This window comes from Streptomyces sp. NPDC005004 (assembly GCF_053600675.1).
This window is the reverse complement of the sequence record NZ_JBSGAH010000032.1, coordinates 25,153-48,747: the sequence shown is the minus strand read 5'-3', so window position 1 is coordinate 48,747 and position 23,595 is coordinate 25,153. Positions and strand designations below refer to the sequence as shown.

Annotated in this window: 18 protein-coding genes and 1 pseudogene; 12 read left to right on the top strand and 7 right to left on the bottom strand. The window is 73.8% G+C overall.

The annotated features are described in order from the left end of the window. Window positions 1-183: 183 nt before the first annotated feature. The 3 genes from ACWEEU_RS29290 to ACWEEU_RS29280 are packed head-to-tail and all read left to right on the top strand — an operon-like array spanning window position 184 to window position 5,224. Entirely contained in the window at window positions 184-1,677 is a 1,494-nt protein-coding gene (locus tag ACWEEU_RS29290; RefSeq protein ID WP_385743134.1) for an SCO6880 family protein, read from the top strand. Beyond that, entirely contained in the window at window positions 1,674-3,428 is a 1,755-nt protein-coding gene (locus ACWEEU_RS29285; protein WP_451736462.1) for an ATP/GTP-binding protein, read from the top strand. The genes ACWEEU_RS29290 and ACWEEU_RS29285 overlap by 4 nt, the downstream gene beginning before the upstream one ends. After that, window positions 3,416-5,224, top strand: coding sequence for a type IV secretory system conjugative DNA transfer family protein (locus ACWEEU_RS29280; protein ID WP_451736459.1), 1,809 nt, complete (start codon window positions 3,416-3,418; stop codon window positions 5,222-5,224). The genes ACWEEU_RS29285 and ACWEEU_RS29280 overlap by 13 nt, the downstream gene beginning before the upstream one ends. Here ACWEEU_RS29280 and ACWEEU_RS29275 read toward each other — a convergent pair. After that, window positions 5,139-6,359: a DUF418 domain-containing protein gene (locus ACWEEU_RS29275; protein ID WP_451736456.1), complete on the bottom strand. Its 1,221-nt coding sequence runs from the start codon at window positions 6,357-6,359 to the stop codon at window positions 5,139-5,141. The two genes, ACWEEU_RS29280 and ACWEEU_RS29275, sit on opposite strands and share 86 nt — an antisense overlap. Continuing rightward, window positions 6,356-6,745, bottom strand: a complete 390-nt coding sequence (locus tag ACWEEU_RS29270; protein ID WP_451736454.1) for a hypothetical protein — start codon at window positions 6,743-6,745, stop codon at window positions 6,356-6,358. Before ACWEEU_RS29270 ends, ACWEEU_RS29275 begins: the two co-directional genes overlap by 4 nt. A 167-nt stretch (window positions 6,746-6,912) precedes the next feature. On the opposite strand from ACWEEU_RS29270, the gene ACWEEU_RS29265 reads away from it, so the two are divergent. The 3 genes from ACWEEU_RS29265 (at window position 6,913) to ACWEEU_RS29255 (ending at window position 9,611) form a co-directional block, all read left to right on the top strand. Further along, entirely contained in the window at window positions 6,913-7,956 is a 1,044-nt protein-coding gene (locus ACWEEU_RS29265) for a C40 family peptidase (protein WP_451736451.1), read from the top strand. 59 nt (window positions 7,957-8,015) lie between these two features. Then, complete coding sequence (locus ACWEEU_RS29260) at window positions 8,016-8,471, top strand: DUF4913 domain-containing protein (RefSeq protein ID WP_451736448.1); 456 nt, start codon at window positions 8,016-8,018, stop codon at window positions 8,469-8,471. Window positions 8,472-8,636: 165 nt separating this feature from the next. Then, complete coding sequence (locus tag ACWEEU_RS29255) at window positions 8,637-9,611, top strand: hypothetical protein (protein WP_451736445.1); 975 nt, start codon at window positions 8,637-8,639, stop codon at window positions 9,609-9,611. Between the two features lie 72 nt (window positions 9,612-9,683). Here ACWEEU_RS29255 and ACWEEU_RS29250 read toward each other — a convergent pair whose 3' ends face one another. After that, window positions 9,684-12,605: an AfsR/SARP family transcriptional regulator gene (locus ACWEEU_RS29250; protein ID WP_451736442.1), complete on the bottom strand. Its 2,922-nt coding sequence runs from the start codon at window positions 12,603-12,605 to the stop codon at window positions 9,684-9,686. A gap of 175 nt (window positions 12,606-12,780) precedes the next feature. Here ACWEEU_RS29250 and ACWEEU_RS29245 point away from each other — a divergent pair, with 175 nt between their 5' ends. The 4 genes from ACWEEU_RS29245 (at window position 12,781) to ACWEEU_RS29230 (ending at window position 17,587) form a co-directional block, all read left to right on the top strand. Beyond that, entirely contained in the window at window positions 12,781-14,190 is a 1,410-nt protein-coding gene (locus ACWEEU_RS29245; RefSeq protein WP_451736439.1) for a hydrogenase expression protein HypA, read from the top strand. A gap of 157 nt (window positions 14,191-14,347) precedes the next feature. Next, on the top strand, window positions 14,348-14,758 hold the full coding sequence (locus tag ACWEEU_RS29240; RefSeq protein ID WP_385743181.1) for a helix-turn-helix transcriptional regulator: 411 nt from the start codon (window positions 14,348-14,350) through the stop codon (window positions 14,756-14,758). A 10-nt stretch (window positions 14,759-14,768) separates the two neighbouring features. Further along, window positions 14,769-15,179 (top strand): VOC family protein, encoded by a 411-nt coding sequence (locus ACWEEU_RS29235; protein ID WP_199585250.1) that lies wholly within the window; start codon window positions 14,769-14,771, stop codon window positions 15,177-15,179. A gap of 35 nt (window positions 15,180-15,214) precedes the next feature. Then, entirely contained in the window at window positions 15,215-17,587 is a 2,373-nt protein-coding gene (locus ACWEEU_RS29230; RefSeq protein ID WP_385743122.1) for an ATP-binding cassette domain-containing protein, read from the top strand. A gap of 43 nt (window positions 17,588-17,630) precedes the next feature. Here the strand turns inward: ACWEEU_RS29230 and ACWEEU_RS29225 are convergent, their stop codons facing one another. Further along, window positions 17,631-18,293, bottom strand: a complete 663-nt coding sequence (locus ACWEEU_RS29225; RefSeq protein WP_451736435.1) for a DUF305 domain-containing protein — start codon at window positions 18,291-18,293, stop codon at window positions 17,631-17,633. 194 nt (window positions 18,294-18,487) lie between these two features. Here ACWEEU_RS29225 and ACWEEU_RS29220 point away from each other — a divergent pair, with 194 nt between their 5' ends. Next, a complete protein-coding gene (locus ACWEEU_RS29220; RefSeq protein ID WP_451736465.1) occupies window positions 18,488-19,990 on the top strand; it encodes an LVIVD repeat-containing protein in 1,503 nt (500 codons plus the stop codon). Between the two features lie 9 nt (window positions 19,991-19,999). On the opposite strand, the gene ACWEEU_RS29215 is transcribed toward ACWEEU_RS29220, so the two are convergent. Both ACWEEU_RS29215 and ACWEEU_RS29210 read right to left on the bottom strand, forming a co-directional pair. Continuing rightward, window positions 20,000-20,689, bottom strand: a complete 690-nt coding sequence (locus ACWEEU_RS29215) for a glycerophosphodiester phosphodiesterase (RefSeq protein ID WP_451736432.1) — start codon at window positions 20,687-20,689, stop codon at window positions 20,000-20,002. 49 nt (window positions 20,690-20,738) lie between these two features. Continuing rightward, window positions 20,739-21,876: pseudogene (locus ACWEEU_RS29210) on the bottom strand (adenosine deaminase). 183 nt (window positions 21,877-22,059) lie between these two features. Between ACWEEU_RS29210 and ACWEEU_RS29205 the strand changes: the two are divergent. Then, on the top strand, window positions 22,060-22,875 hold the full coding sequence (locus ACWEEU_RS29205; protein WP_451736429.1) for a DUF4190 domain-containing protein: 816 nt from the start codon (window positions 22,060-22,062) through the stop codon (window positions 22,873-22,875). An 86-nt stretch (window positions 22,876-22,961) separates the two neighbouring features. On the opposite strand, the gene ACWEEU_RS29200 is transcribed toward ACWEEU_RS29205, so the two are convergent. Further along, window positions 22,962-23,519, bottom strand: coding sequence for an NADAR family protein (locus ACWEEU_RS29200; protein WP_385743115.1), 558 nt, complete (start codon window positions 23,517-23,519; stop codon window positions 22,962-22,964). Between the last annotated feature and the right edge of the window lie 76 nt (window positions 23,520-23,595).

Below are 23,595 nucleotides of genomic sequence, written 5' to 3'. Positions count from 1 at the left end.
CTCCAGCTCTGCGCGGCTCGCCTCGGCGGCGGTCTGCTCCGCTCCGTCGAGCACCTGCCGCGCGAACACACCCGCTTCGATGGCCTGCACCGCGGCCGGTGCCGTGGACGGCGCCGACGGCAACCACGGCCACAACGCCTGACCTCCCCCTGAACCACCGTCAACGAAAGGAGACCGGACCCCATGTCCACGGAAGCCGTGACCCATCCGACCTACGGCAACTGGCGTCGGCCGAGGCGGCCGGGGCTCGGACCGCTCGGACTCGTCGGCACCTTCGGTGTCTTCGGCGGGCTCGTCATCACCCTGCTCGCCTCGCTGATCTCGCTCTACGCCGCGCTGGTCGTGCTCGTGCCGACCGTCGTGTTCCTGCTGCCGCTCGCCGTCCGCACCCAGGACGGCCGCAACGTCTACCAGTTGCTCGCCCTGCGCGTCGGCTGGCGCCGCCGCCGGGCCAAGGGCGCGCACCTGTACGTCTCCGGACCGCTGTCCGCGCGCCCGGGCGGCCGGTTCCGCCCGCCCGGGCTGCTCAACAAGGTGACCGTGTCCGACGGCCGCGACGCCTACGACCGGCCCTTCGGCGTGCTGCACCACCCCGCCCGCAACCTGTACACCATCGTCCTGGGCTGCGACCCCGACGGCGGTTCCCTGGTCGACGCCGACCAGGTCGACGTGTGGGTCGCGCTGTGGGGGGAGTGGCTGGCCCGGCTGGCCCACGAACCCGGGCTGCGCGGGGCGAGCGTCGTCGTGGAGACCGCGCCCGACACCGGCACCCGGCTCGCCCACGAGGTGCTGCCGCGCATCCACCCCGACGCGCCGGCCGCCGCCCGCGCCGTGATGGAGGAGGTCGTCGAGCGCTATCCGACCGCCTCCTCCGAGATGCACACCTACGTCACCCTCACCTACGGCGTCCCGCCGGGCCAGCGGCGCAAGAAGGAGGACGTGATCGCCGACCTCGCCGTGCGCGTCCCCGGTCTGCTCAGCGGTCTGGTGGCGGCGGGCGGCGGGGCGGCGTACCCGCTGACGGCCGAGCGGATCGCCGAGGTCGTCCGTGTCGCCTACGACCCCGCCGTCGCCGCCGACGTCCTCAACGCCCGTGCCCGGCACGGCGGTACGGGCCTGGAGTGGGACGACGCGGGGCCGGCCGCCGCCGTCGAGACGGTCGGCAGCTACCAGCACGACTCGGGCGTCTCCCGCACCTGGCTGATGACCCTGGCACCGCGCGGGACCGTACGCTCCTCGGTGCTGCGCGGGATGCTGGAGGCCGCGCCCGGCACCCGGCGCAAGCGGGTCGCGCTCGTCTACCGGCCGATCGACCCGGCGACCTCGGCCCGGATCGTGGAGTCGGACCGGCGCAGCGCCCAGTTCATGGCGACCTCGGGCCGGGGCATGGTGCAGGCCCGCGCCGCCTCCGAGGTACGGGCGGCGGAGCAGACGGCGGCCGAGGAGGCGGCGGGCGCCGGGCTCGTGGAGTTCTCCCTGATGCTGACCGTCACCGTGGACGACGTCGCGCAACTGGCCGACGCCAGCGTGGCGGTGCGCAATCTGACCGCCGCCTCACGGGTGCTGATGCGGCCCGCCGACCGGATGCAGGCGGCGGCGTTCAGCTGCACCCTGCCGGTCGGTGTCCTGCCGTGGGAGCAGACCCTGATCCCGCACGAGCTGCAGGAGGCGCTGTGAGCCGCCGCGCGGAGAAGCGGGCCGAGCGGTTGGACCGCGCGGCCGAGGAGAGGGCCCGCGCCGAACTCCTCGCCGGGCGCCCGGGACAGGACCCGTCCTGGACGGGAAAGCCGGCGGCTGAGGGCGCCGCGGGTCCCGCTGCCGAGCGCCGGGGCGGACGCGGCCGTGCGCGGAGGCAGCCTTCCCCCGCCCGGGAGCCGTTCGTGCCGCCACGCGGCTGGTACGGCGTCGGCGGCGGCCGGGTCGGATACATGGATCCGCCCACCATGTGGCGGGCCACCACCGTCCAGGCGTGCGGCATGTGGCCGTTCGCCGCGGGGTCGGGATCGCCCATGACCGGAGTGCCGCTCGGCCAGCACCTGTTCACCGGTGCCACCGTGTGCGGCGACCCGCTGAACTGGTTCACCCGGGCCCGCTTCATCTCCAACCCGTCGCTGTTCATGCTCGGAATGCCGGGCCTCGGCAAGTCCACGCTCGTCAACCGGATGCTGATCGGGCTCGCCGCCACCGGTGTGGTCCCGCTGGTCCTTGGCGACCTCAAGCCCGACTACGCCGACACCGTACGGGCGCTCGGCGGCCAGGTGATCTCCATCGGCCGGGGCCGGGGCGGCATCAACGTCCTCGACCCCGGGGCCATGGGCGCTGCGGCTGCCCGGATCGGCGGCGAGGCGGGGGAGGTGCTGAAGGCCGAGACCCACGGCCGTGTGCTCAACATGGTGGCCGCCCTGGTCACCATCGTGCGCGGGCGCCCCATGGACGACCACGAGCAGTCGGTGCTCTCCGCCGTCCTGCACCATCTGCGCGAGCGCACCCCGCCCGGCCGCGCCCCGCTCCTGCCCGACGTGCTCCGCGTCCTGGCCGAGGGCCCCGACCGGGTGCGGGCCGTCACCCTGGACCGGGGCGACGACGCCCGCTACCGGGACGCCGTGGACCCGCTGCACCGGTCCCTGCTCGGCATCCTGGACGGCCCGCTCGGCGACACCTTCGCCTCGCAGACCTCCACCCGGATCGACCCGGACGCCCCGGCCGTGTGCATCGACATCTCCGGCATCGGGGAGGCCGACACCCAGCTCACGGCCGCCGCGATGCTGGCCGCCTGGTCCGACGGACTCGGCACGGTCGCCGCCTCGCACGCCCTGGCGGACGCCGGACTCGCGCCCCGGCGCTGGTTCTTCACCGTCCTCGACGAGCTGTGGCGCCCGCTGCGCGCCGCCTCCGGCATCGTCGACCGCATCGACGCCCTCACCCGGCTCAACCGCTCCCTCGGACTCGGCGACGCCAAGATCACCCACACCCTGAAGGACGCCGAGGCGCTCGGCACGGACGCCGACCGGGCCAAGGCGCGCGGGTTCGTGGAACGCGCCGGGATGGTGGTGTGCGCGGGGCTGCCCCGGGCCGAGATGGAGGACCTCGGCAAGGTGGTCGGGCTGTCGCGGCGCGAGATCGAACTCGTCTCGTCCTGGTCCTCGCCGCCCGGCTGGGGCGTCACCGGCGACCACGAGGAGCCGCCGGGCCGGGGCCGCTTCCTCATCAAGGTCGGCGGCAGGCCCGGCATCCCCATCAAGGTCGCCATCACCGACGCCGAACGACGACTGCACAACACCAACACCCGCTGGACGGACGCCGAGGACGCCGTCGAGCGGGCCGTGCGCGCCAGTGCCGCACAGGTCGCCCTGGAGGCGGCCGAGGGACCCCGCGCCCTGCCCGCCGGGCTGCCCGGAGCCGCGGAGCCGGGGCGGTGGACGGCGTGAGCCGCGCGGGCTCCGGCGCCGGAGCGCACGACCAGCTGCCGTGGGCGCTCGCCACGCTCGCCGGGAGCGGCCTCGCCCTGTTCACCGTCGCCTGGGCGGGCGGCACGCTCGGCGCGGGTCTCGCCGGGCACGGCTGGCACGCCCCGCCGTTCGCCCTGTCCACCGCCGCCCGGCTGACCGGGGACGGCCCGGGCGCCCTCTGGCCCGGCGCCCCGGCCGGCGCCGTCTACACCGGGATGCTCGCTCTGCTCGCCCTCCTCACGGTCCCCGTCGTCGTCGCCGTCCGACTGCTCGGCGGGCGGTGGAACCGGCCCAAGGGGCTTGCCGGGCGCCGGGAGCTGGCCGCCATGTGCCCCAAGGGCATCGAGGCCCGCGCCCGCGAACTGCGGCCCTCGCTCAAGGGCCGCGAGCGGCTGCACCCGGACGAGACCGGCAACCTCCTGGGCGACCTCGCCCCCGACGGCCCCGAACTGCGCAGCAGCCACGAGGACGTGGAGCTGGACCTGATGGCGCCGCGCGCGGGCAAGTCCACCGGCATCGCCGTCCCGCGCGTGCTGCGTGCCCAGGGCGCGGTCCTGCTCACCTCCAACAAGTCCGACGTCTACGCCGTCACCCGCGCCATGCGCGCCGAGGCGGGCACCGTGTGGACCTTCGACCCGCAGGGCATCGCCCATTCCCCGCGCGCCATGTGGTGGAACCTGCTCGGGGAGTGCCACACGATCGAGGGGGCGCGCCGCCTTGCCGGTCACTTCGTCGCGTCCGTCAACGACGACACCGCGAAGAAGGACTTCTGGATCTCGGCCGCCCAGAACACGCTCACCGCGCTCTTCCTGGCCGCCGCGCGCGGCGGCGCCCCGGTCCACGAACTGCTGGGCTGGCTCGCCGACCCGGCCGACCGGACCCCGGTGGACCTGCTGAGGGAAGCCGGGATGACCGCCATGGCCGAGCAGTTGCAGGGCACCGTGCGCGGCGCGGTGGAGACGCGGGACGGCATCTACGAGACGGCCCGGCAGACCGTCTCCTGCCTCCTCGACCCCGAGATCCTCGCCTGGGTCACCCCCGATCCGGCGCTGCCCGAGTTCCGGCCCGACCGGCACGTCCTGGGCAGCGACACCCTCTACCTGCTGTCCAAGGACGGCGGCGGCTCGGCCGCGGGGGTCATCGCGGGCCTCGCGGACGCGACGATGCGGGCGGGCGTGGTCGCCGCCGAGCGCATGGGCGGCCGCCTCGACCCGCCGCTGACCGCCGTGCTCGACGAGGCCGCCAACGTCTGCCGCATCTCCGATCTGCCCGACCTGTACTCGCACTTCGGCTCGCGCGGCATCAACGTGGTGACCCTGCTGCAGAGTTACCGGCAGGGCGCCCGGGTGTGGGGCGAGGTCGGGATGGACGCGCTGTGGAGCGCGGCGACCGTCAAGCTGCTCGGCGCGGGCCTGGACGACGCCGACTTCGTGCAGAAGATCTCCACCCTCGTCGGCCAGCACGACGTCCGCACACCCAGCATCTCCCGCAGCAAGGACGGCACTTCGCGGTCCTACTCCTACCGGCAGGAGGCCGTCCTGCCCCCCGACCGCATCCGCGCACTGCCCAAGGGCACCGCCCTGCTGCTCGCGACCGGGGTTCGCCCCGCACTGATCAGGCTGCGGCCCTGGTACAAGGAGCCCGGCGCCGGAGAGATCTCGGCGGCGGCCAGGGCGGAGACGGAGGCCATCACGGCACGGGCCGTGAGCCGGCTGTCGCCCGTGACACTGGAGAAGCCGCCCGTGCCGTGGCGGCGGGACGCCGCGCCGAGGTGACCGTACGCAGCAGCACCTCGGCGGGGCCGTACCGGAACCGCCTCACCAGGCGCACGCTCAGGGCGAGCTGGGCCGCGTAGAGCACCGTGCAGCCCAGCAGCAGTGGTGCGGTGCCGACCCGGTCGTACAGACCGAGCCCGCAGCCGGTGAAGACGAGAGCGAGGACCAGGGACTGCGCCAGATAGTGGGTGAGTCCCAGGCGCCCGGTGGCGGCGAGGGCGGCCGCCGCCGGGCCGCGCCCCCCGAACAGCAGCAGCAGACCGCAGGCGTACGACACCGTCAGCGCCGGACCGGTCAGCACCGCGCACGCCTGCCCGACCAGGAACCACCGGTCGTCCAGCGGCCCCGCGGTGCAGCACGCGGAGACCACCGCGCCGGCCAGCCCGAGCGGCAGCCACCGCAGCGCCGTCCGCCGCAGCCACGCCCGGTCCCGGCCGCGCCGCCCGGCCAGCCCGGTGCGGGCGGCCACCAGCCCGGCCAGGAAGGCGGCCAGCATCTGCGGGGCGTAGAGCAGATCGGCGCCGAGCGCGGGACCCAGGTCCCGCAGATGCACGCCGAGCACGGCGAGGGCGCCACCGCGGTGGGCGGCGACCATACCCGCGACCCGGGGCGCGTACCGCGCCGCCGTGACCGGCTCGGTCAGGGCGACGGTCAGCAGGCCCTCGGCGAGCAGCAGCGCGAAAAGCCCCACCACCAGCCCGGCCGCCAGGCGCAGCGCGGTCCGCGCGCGCAGCCCCCGCAGGCCGTACAGCACCAGCCCGAGGACGGCGTACGTCATGAGGACGTCTCCGGGGTACAGCAGCACGGCGTGCGCGGCCCCGAGCGCGAACAGACAGACGCAGCGCCGCAGATGACGCGGTGCGAAGGGGTGCCCGGACCGCCGGGCGGAGCGCTCCTGGAGGACGAGGCTGTAGCCGAAGAGAAAGGAGAAGAGCGGGTAGAACTTGGCGGTCACCAGCGCGCTCACCAGCCACGCGGCCACCCGGTCCGCCCCGCTCGCGTCCGGCGCCCCGCCGAAGGCGGTGTAAGGACTCGCCATCAACTGGGCGTTGACCAGCAGAATCCCGAACAGGGCGCAGCCGCGCAGGACATCGAGTGCGGCAAGGCGCTCGGAACCGATGCCGGGCGTCCTCACAGCGCCACCATCCCGGTGCCGCACGCCAGTGCCGAGGACAAAAACCAGCCGAACGACGGCGCGAGCAGATGCCGCGTCGTCCAGAGCCGGGCCACGACCGGCCGGTCCCGCGCGTACACCACGGGCACGCTCCGTCCCACCGGCGGCAGCCCGCACAGCGGCCCGCACGTCCCCGGGTCAAGCAGCAGATCCCGGCCGAGGTGGTCGCGGAACAGCACCAGCCCGCCGGGGCGCCGGTCGGCCGCCGCGCGCGCCGTCACGATCCCGGTCACCCGCAGCCCCCGCGCCCACAGCCGTACGGCCGCCAGCAGCGCTCGGAACGCGAGCGCCAGACAGCCCAGGCCGAAGCCCGTGCACAGCGCCGGCACCAGCAACCCCGCGTTCATACAGTCCCTTTCGCCGCCCGTGCTCCGCAGACACAACGGGTGCGGCCCGGAGCCGGTTCACGCCGGGGCTGAACCGCCGTACGGTCCGGCGCCGTTGTACGGGCGCCCCATCCGCCGCACCGGCGCCGCAGCCCGTGCGGCCGCCCCACGAAGGGAGCCGTGGCCCGATGAGAGGGACACTGCGCACGAGACGGCCGTCCCGTCACCGCGCGGCCGCCGCCGTCGCGCTGGCCTGCGCCCTGACGGCAGCCGTCCAGCCGCCCGCCCACGCCGACCCCGAAACGCTGTCCCAGGTGCAGGCCAGGCTCCAGCGCCTCTACCACGACGCCGAGGTCGCCACCGACCAGTACAACGCCGCCGACGAGAAGGTGAGCGCGCAGACCGGGCGCGTGCGCGCTCTCAGGCGCCGGGTCGGCAGCACGGAGGCGAAGCTCGCCCGGCTCACCGCCCTGGCGGGAGCGGCGGCCCGCGCCCAGTACCGGGGCGGCGGACTGCCCGCCGAGATGCAGTTCGTGCTCGCCCCCGACCCCGAACGCGCCCTCGACGACGCCGCGTCGGCCCAGCGCGGTCAGCAGGCGACACAGGACCTGCTGACCGCCCTGGCGACGGCCCGCACGACGCTGCGCACCCGGTCCGCCGACGCCTCCGCCGAACTGCGGCGTCTGGAGGACAACCGCCGTACACGGGCGGCCCGGCGGAGCACCGTACGGAAGAACATCGCGGCCGCGCGGCGGCTGGAGTCCCGGCTGGCCGAGAAGCAGCGCAGGGAACTGGCCGCGCTGGAGAAGCGGCAGGCCGAGCGGTCGCAGGCCGCGTGGGAGAAGACGGGCGTTCCCGAGCGGCTGAGCACCAAGGGCAGCGCGGCGGGCCGCAAGGCCATCGCCTACGCCACCCGGCAGCTCGGCAAGCCCTACGTCTGGGGCGCCGCGGGCCCCGACTCCTTCGACTGCTCCGGGCTCACCTCCCAGGCGTGGCTGCACGCGGGCGTGACCATCCCGCGCACCTCGGAGGAGCAGTGGCGGCAACTGACCCACGTCCCGCTCGACCGGATGCGACCGGGTGACCTCGTCATCTACTTCTCCGACGCGAGCCACGTCGCCCTCTACATCGGCGACGGCAAGATCATCCAGGCTCCGCGCCCCGGCCGGTGGGTGTACGTCTCCCCGGCTGCGTCGATGCGCATTCTCGGCGTGGTGCGGCCGGACGCCTGAGCCGTGCCGTCGTCCTCGAACCGCCTGTCCTGCCCATGCCGTTGATCCAGGAGGGTGCCATGCCGACCACGCGGACCGAGAGCCCGGGTGCGGTGGGGAGCGAACCGGCCGAGACGCAACCGCCCCCCGAACCACCGAGGTTCATCCTCTATCTGGAGGGCGCCGCGTACGCCGGGGAGCTGCGGGGGCTGACCCTGTGGGTCCACCACGTGCTGCTGCCCGTCTACGGCAGGGAGGTCACGTCGTCCTCCCCTTGGTGCCCCCGCTGGTGGGAGCACCCGGAGGCGGTCGCCCTGCTGCACGGACTCTGGCTCGTCTGGGGCGAGTTGACCGGACCCGGCTCGGCGGTGACAGGTCCCGCCGAATGGCACCGGGACCATCTGCCGTCGGTCATGGACGCCCTGCGTGATCCGCAGGGGCCCTTCGCCGGGTGCAAACCCGGAACGCACCGTGCGAAGGAGGCTCCCGTCGTGGACGCCGTCGACCCCTTCGCGCCCCCGCCCCCGTCCGCCTGACCACATGAGGCAGCCGTTGAACCGGCGGACCCGGCCGGGCCGTTGTAGTCGCCAAGCGGAGGAACTGTCCGGCATACCGGGCCGTATCCGGCGACTTTCGCACGTCGCGCGGGGCGTCGTTCCACGGCCTCGCGGGACGGCCGACCACACGGAAGGAAGAGTGAAATGCCAGGATCGGACATCTCCGACGGGAGCGGCCACTCCAACGCCAGCTCCTACACCTCCATCAGGGTCTCAGACGGCGGGAGGCAGGTCGAGGACGGCCGCTCGGCCGTCCCGGACGACGCACCCGCGCTGTTCCAGGGCGCCGAACACGGTGTGTACGACGAGCGGCACCGCACCTACTACGCGGTCGACCCCGACCGGCGGGCCGTGGCCCGCTGGAACGCGCCCCAGAACCGCTGGGACATGGAGACGGCTCGCCGGCTCGTCGGGGGCCTGGTCAGCTGGGTGGCGGAGCATCGCGGCCGGATCGGACAGGCGGTCCGCGACGTCGCGCCCACCGCGCTCCAGGGCGCGTCCGCCTTCGCACCGGGCACCGCCGGCACCGCCCTGAACGTCGCGGGCATGGCCGCCCAGGGCGCCACGGCGCTGAACGAGTTCCGCACCCAGTACAACCAGTACCGGGCGGGCGGCCACGTGGACCCCGTGGACGTGATCGCCAGCACCGGACGGCTGTTGTCCGCGGGCGCGAACGCGGCGGGTGCGGGGCTCGGCGCGGAGTCCACCCTCGGCACACGGCTGACCGGAGCGGGGACCTATCTCGCCGCGGCGGCCACCGCCACCGACATCGTCCACCACGCCCACACCGACGACCCCCGGCGCCGCCAGGACCCGGCGAACGAGATGTACGGGCTGCACCAGAATCCGCGGCTCGGCGGGGGAGTGGGAGAGGTGCCCCCGGGCTGGCAGCCGACCCCCTCGGTGCCCTCGTCCAGTTCCGCCGCGTCGGTGACCACGCCCGCTCCGCAGCCTCCCGTCGCCGCTCCGCCCGCCGCCCACCTGCCTTCCGGCGGCAGCTCCGGCAGGCAGCCGGCCCCCTCCTCGGGCCAGGGCTCGTCCAGCGGCACGACGCACCGCGAGCGGCAGCATCACAAGAAGAAGAACGAGAGCAAGGGCAAGGAGGTCCGCAGGAAGTAGCGGAGACGCGGGAACCCCGCCGTGTCCCGGTCGGGGCACGGCGGGGCCCATCGGTGAAGGGGTGGTGCGGTGTCAGGCGGGGTGTACGGGCGGTTCGGGGACGGGGGTCTCCGCCGGGGCGTCCAGCCGGTCCAGGCGCTCGCGCATCCGGTCGGCGTCCGGGTGGTCGAAGTCGACGAAGACCGCGAGGGCCTGGGTCCAGCTCTCCCGGGCCGCCTCGGTCTCGCCCGCGTCGAGCCGCACGTCGCCGAGGTTGCCGAGGGTGGTGCCCTCGCCCCAGCGGTTGGCGATGTCCCGGTGGGCCTCCAGCGCCCGTCCGTAGTACGCGACGGCCTCCTCGTGGCGGTGCAGGCGGTGGTGGATCGTGCCCAGGGTGTCCAGGGCCACCCCCTCCACCCAGCGGTTGCCCGCCTCGCGCACGAGGGTCAGGGCCTGCTCCAGACAGGCGACCGCCTCGTCGTACCGGCCCTGCCGCTGGTAGGCGTCGCCCAGGTTGCACAGCGCGATGCCCTCGCCCCACGCGGCGCCGGTGGCCCGGTCGAGGACGAGGCCGCGGCGGGTGTACTCGACGGCCTTGTCGAGCAGCCCGGCCTGGAGGTAGGCGTCGCCGAGGTTGCCCACCGCCATCAAGCGGCCCCGCAGATCGCCGAGTTCACGGTGCCGCCGCATCGCCTGGTGCAGATGCTCGATGGTCTCCTCGTACCGCCCCGCCACCCGCAGCGCCGCGGCCGTGTCGGTCAGGGCCTGTGCCTCGCCGGTGCGGTCGTCCGCGGCGCGGGCGGCGGCGAGGCCGGTGCGCGCGGTGTCGAGCCAGTCGTGCGCGTGACTGCGCAGATAGAAGAAGCCCCACAGCACGGCGGGCAGCCGCCAGGCGATGCCGGTCAGCCCGGCCTCGGCCGCCTGGTGCACCGCCGAGACCAGGTTGGCCCGCTCGGTCTCGCACCAGTCCAGGGCCTCGTCGTGCGAGCCGAACTCGGGCGCGGGGCCGCAGTCGGGCAGCCCGCCCAGGGGGACGCGCGGACGGTTCGGGGTGATGTGCGGATAGGCCGCGTCGGCCGCGCGCAGATACCAGGCGAGCAGCCGCTCGACGGCCCGCTCCCGCTCCGGTGGCGCCTCCTCGGCCCGGACCCGCTCGGCGGCGTACACACGCAGCAGGTCGTGGAGGGTGTAGTGGCCGGGGAAGCGCTCGGTGAGCAGATGGGCGCGGGTCAGCTCGGCGAGCGGAGCGCGCACGTCGCACGGGGCGAGTCCGGCGAGGGCCGCCGCGGCGGACACCGGGACGTGCGGTCCGGAGTGCAGCCCGAGCAGCCGGAAGAGCCGCGCGGCGGGGGCGGACAGCGCCCGGTAGGACCAGGAGAACACCGCGCGCACGTCGGTCGTGATGTCGTCGCCCCCGGCGAACGCGTCCAGACCCCGCCCCGCGCGCAGCTCCTTGGCGACGGCACGCAACGGGAAGCCCGGGTGCTCGGCGGCGTGCGCGGCGACGATGGCGAGCGCCAGCGGCAGCCGGGCGCACCGCTCCACGATCTCGTCCACCGCCCCCGGCTCCGCCGCGAGCCGGTCGGCGCCGAGCCTGCGGGCCAGCAGATCGCGCGACTCGGCGGCCGACAACTGGTCCAGCGTCAGCGGACAGGCGCCCTCGCCCGCCACCAGCCCGGCCAGCCGGCTGCGGCTGGTGACGATCACCAGAGAGCCGGGGGAACCGGGCAGCAGCGGGCGCACCTGCTCGGTGTCGCGGGCGTTGTCGAGCAGCACCAGCATCCGCCGCCTGGCCAGCAGACTGCGGTAGAGCGCCGTCTGCGCGTCGAGCCCGGCGGGAATGCGCAGCGGATGGACGCCGAGCGCGTCGAGGAAGATCCGGACGGCCTCTTCGGGCGGCACCACCTGGCCGACCGGGTCGAAGCCGCGCAGATTGACGTAGAGCTGCCCGTCGGGGAAGCGGTCGGCCGCCTCGTGGGCCCAGTGCACCGCCAGCGTGGTCTTGCCCATCCCCGCCATGCCGCCGATCGCACTGATCACCACGGCGGGCGGAGCGCCCCCGTCGTCCGGCAACAGGGCTCGCAGCCGGTCGAGTTCGGCACTCCGTCCGGCGAACGTCGCCAGCGCCGCAGGCAGTTGCGCGGGCCGGGGGGCCCGTACGGCCGCCTCGTCGGCGGGTTCGGCAGGCCCGGCGGGTTCGGTGGGCCGGGGCGCGGGGGGTGGCGGCGTGCCCGGCAGCAGGGAGGCGTCGGCGGCGAGGATGCGTTCGTGGAGCTCCTGGAGGGCGGCACCGGGTTCGATGCCCAGCTCCTCCACCAGGGCGGCGCGTATCGCACGGTAGGCCGCCAGCGCCTCCGCCTGCCGTCCGGACCGGTACAGCGACAGCATCAGCAGCTCGGACAGCCGCTCCCGCAGCGGATGGGCGGTGGTCAGCGCCCTCAGCTCGGCGGTCACCTCGGCGTGCCGCCCGAGCGCGATGTCCAGGTCGAGGCGCGTCTCCAGAGCGTTCAGCCGTTCCTCGCTCAGCCAGGAGCGGCGGGCCTCGGCCAGCGGGCCCGGTACGCCGGTCAGCGGGGGGCCGGACCAGCCGTCCAGCGCGGAGTGCAGCAGCCGGTGCGCGGCGGCGACCTCACCGGTCGCGCGCAGCCGCCGCGCCTCCTCCGCCCGCTGCTGGAACACGGCCAGGTCCAGGGCGTCGTCGGGGACACGGGCGAGGTAGCCGTCCCCGACGGAGACGAGGACGCTCGGGGGCCGGGCGGGGGAGCGGTCGGGCTCGATGGCCTTGCGGAGGCGGGACACATAGGTGCGCAGCACGGACACGGCGGCCGGGGGCGGCTCGTCCCCCCAGACGGCGCTCAAGAGCTCGTCGAGCAGGACGGGGCGCCCCCGGCGTAAGAGGAGAGCGGCGAGGACCGCCCGCTGCTGCGGCGAACCGAGGTCCAGTTCGTCGGCGCCGCGCCACGCCCGCACCGGCCCCAGCACGGCGAAACGCAGGGCATTCTCAATGGCGTTCACGCCACGACCTTACTGAGCCGCGCCTGATCACCGGCGCCCTTGCCGGAACATGCGGTTCCGTCCCTATTACGGCAGGTCACACCCCTTGCGCCCGGACGAGGTGAACCGCCGCGCCCCGGCAGCCGTTGTGGTGCGCGGCAGCCGCCACGAGACAGGCACGAGGGAAGGGGCGCGGATGGGTACGAACGGAAGTGAAGCGGCGGACGCACCGGCGGGGGGAGACGGGCCCCGCTTCACGGTGGTGATGGCCGACGACGGCTCCGCCGCGATCGACGGCGAGCCGGTCCTGCCGGAGGAGGGCGAGTCGGTCGACTCCGCCGTCCTCGACGCCCTGCACCGGCACGCGCGCGAGAGCGGCGCCCCGGTGACGGCGGCCGTCCGCGACCCCTCGGCCGGATACGTGGCGCACGTGGAGGTAGCCCCGGACGGCTCCAGCAGGCTGCTGGGGCAGGAGGAGGAACGGCTGCCGGGGGAGGGCGCCGGGACGTCGGAGCGGAGCCTGGACGGCGCGGGACCGGTCGAGGCGGAGGACGCGGCTGTCGCGGCCGGTGCCCCCGAGGGTGCCGCCCCGCCCGGTGTCGTCGCCGGCAGTGCCGCTCCGGTCGGTGGCGCCGCCCCGCCCGGCACCGCCCCGGGACCCGCGGCGCGCGCCGACAGGCGCGCCCCCGACACCGATGACGCCGCCCCCGTCCCCCCACGCCCCCGCGCCCGCCAGTCCGACGACGAGTACGAGCCGCCCGGCTTCCTCGGCAGGCCGCTGGTCGTCGGTCCCGTGGCCCTCGGGGTGGCCGCCCTCGTGGTCGTACCCCTGGTGATCATCGGCAGCGGCGGCTCGGACGACGGCCACCAGCGGGAGATCGCCCGCGCGAGCGACGTGAAAAGCGCGTCCCCGGGAACCACCGGGGCACCCCCCACCGCCCCGGCCGCTCCCCGAACCGCCTCACCGTCGCCCTCCCCCACCACCTCCGAGCCGAAGAAGCGGCACGGGAAGCCGAAGAAGCCGAAGGCGAAGGGCGGAACCGGAGGCGGAGTCACGGTCACCGTCACCGCGCGCCCGCCCCGGGCCACCGCCACCGTCACGGCGAAACCCCCGGCGGAGACGGCCGGGACCGCCGTGAACCGGCTCGCCGCGAGCGACCCCGGGGGACGGCACATCTGCTACCGCGCGTACGTCTCGGGACAGGGCTGGCAGAAGCCCGTGTGCGACGGCACGATGGCCGGGACGACCGGACGGAACCGTGCGATCAAGGCCCTGGAGATCGCGGTGCGCGGCGTCGGCGGCTCGGCCGCCAACGCCTTCGTCCACAAGCCCGGTTCGACCGACGGCAAGGGCGTCTGGCAGCCCAGCTGGACCGCGGTGACCGGCGACGGCGGGAACTTCCGCGTCGGCGGCGCCGCCCACGGCGCCCCGGACATGCTGGGCTTCGCCGTCAACGTGGGCAGCGGCCGCATCTGCCAGGCGACCCGCCTCGTCGGCTCCACCGCCTGGAGCGGAACGGGATGCGCCGACGCCCGCCCCGCCTATGCCTTCGGCGGCACCCTGGACAACGACCGCCGCCTGGAGGCGGTCAGGTTCACCGTGTGACCGACCGACCGACCGACCGATCGGCCAACCGGACCGACCGACTGACCGCGAGGGCCGCCCCGCCCCGCGCCCGTTGTGGCACGCTTCGGGCGTGAGCAGACGACCCCCCGCCCCCGACCTCCGCGACCTCGTCCGGCTGCGCAAGGTCCGGGACCGGATGGACCGGGAGTACGCGCAGCCGCTCGACGTGGAGGCGCTGGCCCGGGGGATCGGGGTGTCGGCGGGGCATCTGAGCCGGCAGTTCCGGGCGGCGTACGGGGAGTCGCCGTACTCGTATCTCATGACGCGGCGGATCGAGCGGGCGATGGCGTTGCTGCGGCGGGGGGACATGAGTGTGACCGACGTGTGCTTCGCTGTGGGGTGTTCGTCGCTGGGGACGTTCAGTACGCGGTTCACGGAGCTGGTCGGAGTGCCGCCGAGCGTGTACCGGAGCGAGGCGGCGCGGGCCACGGTGGGGATGCCGTCGTGCGTGGTGAAGCAGGTCACCCGGCCGGTGCGGACACCGGTGCGGAAGGCGGGGCCGGAAGCGGTCAGGAATCGAGAAGCGCCCGAGGAGGGCCGCGGCTAGCGTGACGGGCATGGACCTCAGCATTCACGCCAGTTTTCTGCCCCAGGACGACCCGGAGGCGGCCCTCGCGTTCTACCGGGACCTGCTCGGTTTCGAGCTGCGCCAGGACGTCGGCTACAACGGACTGCGCTGGCTCACCATGGGCCCCGCCGGGCAGCCGGAGACGTCCGTCGTGCTGACCCCGCCCGCCGTGGACCCGGGCATCACCGAGGACGAGCGCCGTACCATCACCGAGATGATGGCCAAGGGCACCTACGCCACCCTGCTCCTGGCCACGCCCGACCTCGACGGCACCTTCGAGCGCCTGGCGGCGGCCGACGCCGACATCGTGCAGGAGCCCACCGAGCAGCCATACGGGGTGCGCGACTGCGCCGTGCGCGACCCCGCGGGCAACCTGCTCCGCATCCAGGAACGCCGCTGACGACCGCCCGCCGCACAGGTACCGATGGAGAGACGATGACCCAGGCCAACCGGGCCGACGAGCACGCCGCCGACCGTCACGACATGATCCGTGTGCACGGGGCGCGGGTGAACAACCTCAAGGACGTCGACGTCGAGATCCCCAAGCGCCGGCTGACGGTGTTCACCGGGGTCTCCGGCTCGGGCAAGAGCTCGCTGGTGTTCGGCACCATCGCCGCCGAGTCGCAGCGGCTGATCAACGAGACGTACAGCGCGTTCGTCCAGGGCTTCATGCCCACCCTGGCCCGGCCCGAGGTCGACGTCCTCGACGGTCTGACCACCGCGATCACCGTGGACCAGCAGCGCCTCGGCGCCGACCCGCGCTCCACCGTCGGCACCGTCACCGACACCAACGCGATGCTGCGCATCCTCTTCAGCCGCCTCGCCGAACCCCACATCGGCCCGCCCGGCGCGTACGCCTTCAACGTCGCCTCGGTCGAGGCCAGCGGCGCGATCACGGTGCAGAAGGGGAACAAGCGGACCGAGAAGGCCACCTTCTCCCGCACCGGCGGCATGTGTCCGCGCTGCGAGGGCCGGGGCGCGGTCACCGACATCGACCTCACCCGGCTCTACGACGACTCCAAGTCGCTGCGCGAGGGCGCGCTGACCATCCCGGGCTACAGCGTGGACGGCTGGTACGGGCGCATCTACACCGGCTGCGGCTTCTTCGACCCGGACAAGCCGATCGCCGAGTTCACCAAGCGGGAACTGCACGACCTGCTCCACAAGGAGCCCACCAAGATCAAGGTGGAGGGCATCAACCTCACGTACGAGGGCCTGATCCCGAAGATCCAGAAGTCGTTCCTGTCCAAGGACGTGGACGCGCTCCAGCCGCACGTCCGTGCCTTCGTGGAGCGCGCCGTCACCTTCACGGTCTGCCCCGACTGCGAGGGCACCCGGCTCAACGAGGGCGCGCGCTCCTCGAAGATCGAGGGCAGGTCCATCGCGGACGCCTGCGCGATGCAGATCACCGACCTCGCCGCGTGGGTGCGCGAGCTGGCGGACCCCTCCGTCGCGCCGCTGCTCACCGCCCTTGGCCACACCCTCGACTCCTTCGTGGAGATCGGCCTCGGCTATCTCTCCCTGGACCGTCCCTCGGGCACGCTGTCCGGCGGCGAGGCGCAGCGCGTGAAGATGATCCGGCACCTCGGCTCCTCGCTCACCGACGTGACCTACGTCTTCGACGAGCCCACCACCGGACTCCACCCGCACGACATCCAGCGGATGAACAACCTGCTGCTGCGCCTGCGCGACAAGGGCAACACCGTGCTCGTGGTGGAGCACAAGCCGGAGACGATCGCCATCGCCGACCACGTGGTGGACCTCGGTCCCGGCGCAGGTGCGGCGGGCGGCGCGGTCTGTTACGAGGGCGACGTCGCGGGGCTGCGGGCCGGGGACACCGTCACCGGACGCCACTTCGACGACCGGGCCCGGCTGAAGGAGAGCGTGCGCGAGCCCTCCGGCGCCCTGGAGATCCGGGGCGCCGACGCCAACAACCTGCACGACGTGGACGTGGACATCCCGCTCGGGGTGCTCACCGTCGTCACCGGCGTCGCCGGTTCCGGCAAGAGCTCGCTGGTGCACGGCTCTGTCCCGCCCGGCGAGGGGGTCGTCTCGGTCGACCAGAGCCCGATCCGGGGCTCGCGGCGCAGCAACCCGGCGACCTACACCGGGCTGCTGGACCCGATCCGCAAGGCGTTCGCCAAGGCCAACGGGGTCAAGCCCGCGCTGTTCAGCGCCAACTCGGAGGGCGCCTGCCCGACCTGCAACGGCATCGGCGTCGTCTACACCGACCTGGGGATGATGGCCGGGGTCGCCACCACCTGCGAGGAGTGCGAGGGCAGGCGCTTCCAGGCGGCGGTGCTGGAACACCGGCTCGGCGGGCGGGACATCAGCGAGGTGCTCGCGATGTCCGTGTCCGAGGCGCTGGAGTTCTTCGCGGACGGCGAGGCCCGCACCCCGGCCGCGCACCGCGTCCTGACCCGGCTGTCCGACGTGGGCCTCGGCTACCTCACCCTCGGCCAGCCGCTCACCACCCTCTCCGGCGGTGAACGCCAGCGACTGAAGCTGGCCACCCACATGGCGGAGAAGGGCGGGATCTACGTCCTGGACGAGCCGACCGCCGGCCTCCACCTCGCCGACGTCGAGCAACTGCTCGGCCTGCTCGACCGGTTGGTGGACTCCGGCAAGTCGGTCATCGTCGTGGAGCACCACCAGGCGGTCATGGCCCACGCCGACTGGATCATCGACCTCGGCCCTGGTGCCGGCCACGACGGCGGCCGCGTCGTTTTCGAGGGCACCCCGGCCGACCTCGTCGCGGCCAGGTCGACGCTGACGGGGGAGCACCTGGCGGAGTACGTGGGGACCTGACGGGTCAAGGCCCGGGAGTCCGGCCGACGTTGACGGGAAGGGGTCACGACATCGCGCGCATCCGGCTGATCTCGGCCGTCTGCTGCGCGATGACGTCGTCGGCCATCTCCTCGATCCGGACGCTGTGACCCCGGGCCTTCACATCCGTGGCCATGGTGATCGCCCCCTGGTGGTGGGCGATCATCAGCTTGAGGAAGAGGGCGTCGAACGCCTTGCCCCGGGCGGACGTCAGCCTCGTGAGCTGCGCCTCGGTCGCCATGCCGGGCATCGGCATGTGCGTGTGGGCGTGGGCGTCGCCGTGCGCGTGCCCGCCGCCGTCGGTGCGCAGCCAGCTCTTCATGGCGGCGATCTCCGGTCCCTGGGAGGCGGAGATCCGCTCGGCCAGGCGCTTCACCGCCGCCGACTGAGCGCGCTTCGGGGCGAGTTCGGTCATCCTCAACGCCTGGGCGTGGTGCTCGATCATCATCGTGGCGTACGAACGGTCAGCCGTGTCGGGGGAGTTGTCGTCCCCGCGCCGCCCTGCGGCCTCCTGGGCGGAGAGGGTGCGGTTCGCCTCGCCGGGTCTGCCGGGCGCGATGACCGAAGGGCCGCTCGCCGCACCGGACCTGGTGTCCGTACCGGCATCACAGCCCCCGACCGCGAACACGGCCGCCGTGGCCAACGAGGCCGCGACGAGGGACGCGAGGGACGCACGACGGATGAGCACGGTGATCTCCTGTCGCTGGCGGAACGGGCGGCGGTGCGGTGGGACGAACGGCGGGACGGTGGGCTCGGCCGGGCTCCCGGCGACCGAGAGTTTTCAGCCGTGTCACATTGCCCACTGTTGACCTGTGCATGACGCAGACGATACTGCGGGGGAGCGTGCACCGCGTCCACACGACCGGCACCAGGGAGGCAGCAGTGACCCTGTCGAAGAGATCCCGAACGCTCCACAGACGCCTGGGAGTCGGTGCCGCGGCTGCCGGACTCCTGGCCGCGCTGCTCACCGTCGCCCCGGCATCCGCGACCCCCGACCCCGGCGACGCCCCCGCCGCACGGCACCCCGTCTCCCGGAGCGAGGCCGCCGGGGCGGAGAGCGCCATCGCCGCCGGCGAGACACCCGGCCAGGACGAGATCGTCCACTCGTCCAACATCGAGCACCTCGCCAACGTCCCTAAGGACGCCCTGGCCGGCGTCAACTCCGACCTCGCCTTCCAGGGGAAGTACGCCTTCGCCGGGAACTACGACGGCTTCCGCGTCTTCGACATCAGCGACCCGAGGGCGCCGAAGACGGTCGCCCAGGTCCTGTGCCCCGGCTCGCAGAACGACGTCTCCGTCTCCGGCGACCTGCTGTTCCTGTCCACCGACTCCTCGCGCAGCGACGACTCCTGCGCCAGCACCGCGCAGCCCGCCACCGAGAAGTCGTCGTGGGAGGGCATGAAGATCTTCGACATCAGCGACAAGGCCAACCCCAGGTACGTCGCCGCCGTGGAGACCGCCTGCGGCTCCCACACGCACACGCTGGTGCCGGAGCGGAAGAACGTCTACCTCTACGTCTCGTCGTACTCGCCGAACGCGGCCTTCCCCGACTGCCGGCCGCCCCACGACGGCATCTCGGTCGTCAAGGTGCCGCGCGACGCGCCCGAGAAGGCCGCCGTGGTGGGCTTCCCGGTGCTCTTCCCCGGTGAGGGTCCGGACGGCGGCGGCAACCCCGGCGCCCCGACCAACCCGGGCGTGTCCAAGACGACCGGCTGCCACGACCTGACCGTGCTGCCCTCGAAGGACCTGGCGGCGGGCGCCTGCATGGGCGACGGCATCCTGTTCTCCATCAAGGACCCGGAGCACCCGAAGGTCATCGACCAGGTCGAGGACAACGTCAACTTCGCGTTCTGGCACTCGGCGACCTTCAACCAGAAGGCCGACAAGGTCGTCTTCACCGACGAGCTGGGCGGTGGCGGCGCGGCCACCTGCAACGCGGCGGTCGGACCGAACCGCGGCGCCGACGGCATCTACGACATCACCGGCCGGGGCGAGCACCGCAAGCTGGTCTTCCGGGGCTACTACAAGATCCCCCGCCACCAGGCCGACACCGAGAACTGCGTCGCCCACAACGGCTCGCTGATCCCGGTCAAGGGCAAAGACCTCATGGTCCAGGCGTGGTACCAGGGCGGTGTGTCCGTCTGGGACTTCACCGACTCCACACGCCCGGAGGAGATCGCGTACTTCGAGCGGGGCCCGCTGTCCACCAGCGCCCTCCAGCTCGGCGGCGCGTGGTCGGCGTACTACTACAACGGCTACGTCTACTCGAACGACATCGTCAAGGGCCTCGACGTCCTGAAGCTCGACGACCGGCGCACCGACCCGGCGCGGCGCGTGCGCCTGCCCGGGCTGAACGTCCAGACCCAGCCCGACTACTTCGACTGAGCGGCCGGCTCACGCCTCCCTGGAGAGCACCGACCTCAGGGTGCCGACGCGGTTCGTGGTGATCGCGTCGGCACCGAGGGAGATCAGACGGCGCATGGAGCGGCGGGTGTCCGGGGTCCACACCGAGAGCAGGTAGCCGTCGTGGTGGACCCGGGCGGCCAGGTCGCGGTCGACCAGGGAGAAGCGGTAGTTGAGCCAGCGCGGCCGGATCGCGTCGAGCACGCCGGGGCGCGGGCGCGCCAGGCTGGTCCAGGTCAGGGCGATCTCGGCGGAGGGGTCGGCGGCGCGGAGGGTGAGCATCGACTCGGCGCCCGCGCAGTAGTAGACCCGGTCCTTCGCGCCGCAGTCGCCGACCACGCCGAGGATCCGCTCCACCGTGCGGCGGTGGACCGGACCGCACAGGTCCACCAGGACCCGGGCGCCCTCGGTCGCCTCCAGCGCCTCGACGAGCGTCGGGACCCGGCCGTCGGTCAGCTCGCGGAGCCGCTCGGCCGTCAGCGTGGATAGCGGGCGCTCCGTCTCCCACAGCCGCTTCAGCGTCTCGTCGTGCAGCAGCACGGGGACGCCGTCGCGGGTGAGCCGTACATCGATCTCGACCGCGTCCGCGCCCTGGTCGAGCGCGGAGCGCAGCGAGGCGACGGTGTTCTCGCGGAAGCGGTAGGGGTCACCGCGGTGGGCGACGGCGGTCACGGTCTGCATGGGGCCATTCTGGCAGCCGAGTGGATCTCCGTGGAGTACCCGCCACTCCTCAGCGGGCGAGCCAGGCGTTCGTGTACGCGTCGATCTCCGCCGCGATCCGCGCCTTGCCCGCCGCGTCCAGGAAGGACGCCTCGACGGCGTTCTTCGCCAGCTCGGCCACGCCCCGCTCGTCCAGGTCGAGCAGACGGGCGGCGACCGCGTACTCGGTGTTCAGGTCGGTACCGAACATGGGCGGGTCGTCGGAGTTGACGGTGACCAGCACACCCGCGTCCACGAAGTGCCTGATCGGGTGCTCCTCGAGGGTGCGCACCGCGCGGGTGGCGATGTTGGAGGTGGGGCAGACCTCCAGCGCGATGCGGTGCTCGGCGAGGTGCGCGAGCAGCTTCGGGTTCTGTGCGGAGCTGGTGCCGTGCCCGATGCGCTCGGCGCGCAGCTCGGTCAGCGCGTCCCACACCGTCTGCGGGCCGGTCGTCTCGCCCGCGTGCGGCACCGAGTGCAGACCGGCGGCGATCGCGCGGTCGAAGTACGGCTTGAACTGCGGCCGGGGCACGCCGATCTCGGGGCCGCCGAGGCCGAAGGACACCAGTCCCTCGGGGCGGACGGCGTCGTCGGTGGCCAGCCGGGCCGTCTCCTCGGCGGCGTCCAGCCCCGCCTCGCCGGGGATGTCGAAGCACCAGCGCAGCAGCGTGCCGAAGTCCGCCTCGGCCGACTTGCGGGCGTCCTCGATCGCCTCCATGAACGGCCGCGCCGGTATGCCGCGCCGGGTGGAGGAGAAGGGGGTGATGGTCAGTTCGGCGTACCGCACCTGCTGGCGGGAGAGGTCGCGGGCGATCTCGTAGGTGAGCAGCCGGACGTCCTCCGGGGTGCGGACCAGGTCCACGACCGACAGGTACACCTGGATGAAGTGCGCGAAGTCGGTGAACGTGAAGTACTCCGCGAGCGCCTCGGGGTCGGTGGGCACCTTGGAGTCGGGGTGGCGGGCGGACAGTTCCGAGACGATGCGCGGGGAGGCGGAGCCGACGTGGTGGACGTGCAGTTCGGCCTTGGGCAGCCCGGCGATGAAGGCGGCGCGGTCGTCGCGCGCGGGGGCGCCTGCGGTGCTGCTGTCGGTGCTGCGCTCGGTCAAGGGGTCCTCCCCGGGGGAACGGCGCTCGCGGACGCACGGTGGTACGCCGGGCGCGGGCGATCGGCTGATCGGTGGTGCCCGGACATCCTAGGCCGGGCCGCCGACAACGCCCGAAAACGGTCTCGGAGCCGGGTGCGCGGTCCGCGTCGTGCCCTGTCCGGTGCCGCCTGTCACAGGTCGGACACCGAGCACCGGGAAGGTAAAAGCAAGGCTTTACGATGATCCGACGATCAGACGGAGGGGGATGGGTCACGTGAGCGAACAGCAGCCCGGCGCGGGTGAGGGATCGGGCTACGACCCGTGGGCGCCGCCCGCGAGCGGACCGTCGCTGGAGAAGGGCGCCCCGGTTCCCGGCTCCGCCCCGGCACCGGCCCCCGGCGCGCAGCCGCCCGCCCAGCAGCCGTCCGTGCCCCCGTCCTCGGTGCACGACCAGGCGACGATGACCTCCTTCCCGGCGACCGGTTTCGGCCCGCCGACGGTGGCCGGCCAGCCGTTCGCCGGTCCGCCGGTGGGCGGTCCTCCCGTCGGTGGTCCCCCTGCCAAAGGTCCCCACCTTCCGCCCCCGTCACAGGGCTGGAGCGATCCCTCCGTCCCGCCCCCGCCCTACGCCCCCACCGGCCCCGGCATGGCCGCCCCGCAGCCGCCGGGCGGTTACGGCTACCCCAACTACCCCGGCCCCGCGCAGGGTTACGGCTGGAGCGGCGGCCCGGCACTGCCGCAGAACGGCATGGGCACCTCCGCGATGGTGCTCGGCATCCTGTCCCTCTGCCTGTTCTGCTTCTACGGCATCCCGTCCATCGTGCTCGGCATCATCGCGGTGGTCCTCGGCGTCAAGGGCAAGCAGCGCGCCGACCGGGGAGAGGCCACCAACCGGGGCTCCGCCCAGGGCGGCTTCGTCATGGGCATCATCGGAATCGTGCTCGGCATCCTGGTGGTCGCCTTCTGGGGCGTGCTGATCGCGAAGTTCGCGCACGACTCCGACACCGGCTCCGACGACGACCCGTACGGCTCGTACAACTCCGCGCCCAGCGTGTCCGCACCGCTGCTGCCCCGCGCCTGACCCGGCACCCGGCGGAAGACACCGGACACCAGTCACCCGGCGCCCGACGGCCCGCCCCCCCGCTCCGGGAGGGCGGGCCGCGCCGTTCAGTCGCCGCGCAGCCGCTCCCGCGCCGCCATCAGCGCGAAGCCCAGCAGGTTCGGGCCCCGCCACCGCTCGGGGTCGCCGGCCCGCTCGTCGTCCGCCGCGAGGCCGATGCCCCACACCCGGTCCACCGGGCTCGCCTCCACCAGCACCCGCTCACCGGTGCCGAGCAGGAACGCGCGCAGCTCGTCGTGCGCCGCGAACTTGTGCACGCTGCCCTCCACGACGATCCCGAACCGCTCGCGCTGCCATGTGGATTCGTCGAAGCCCCGGACCAGCCGCCCCGCCTTCTTCGCCTGCGAGGGATGTGCCGAGGCCAGCACCCTGTCCTCGGCCTCCGCGTCCTCGAACAGCCGGGCCTTGGCGGCCATCATCCAGTGCTCGGCCGTCGCGTACTCCACGCCGTCCACGGTGAAGGGCGCCGGCCACCACTGGCTGAGACAGCCGGCGCCCGCCGTGCCGTCCGGGCGCGGCCGGTGCCCCCAGAAGTGCAGATACCTCACCCGGGCCCCCGCCCGGACCTCGCTGATCAGTGTCTCCAGGCCCTCGATCGTCCCCATGATCGCGAGTGTGGCACGCGGCGCCGACACTCCGTCCGCCCCGGCGCATGGCGACTCGACACCTGGTCGACAGATT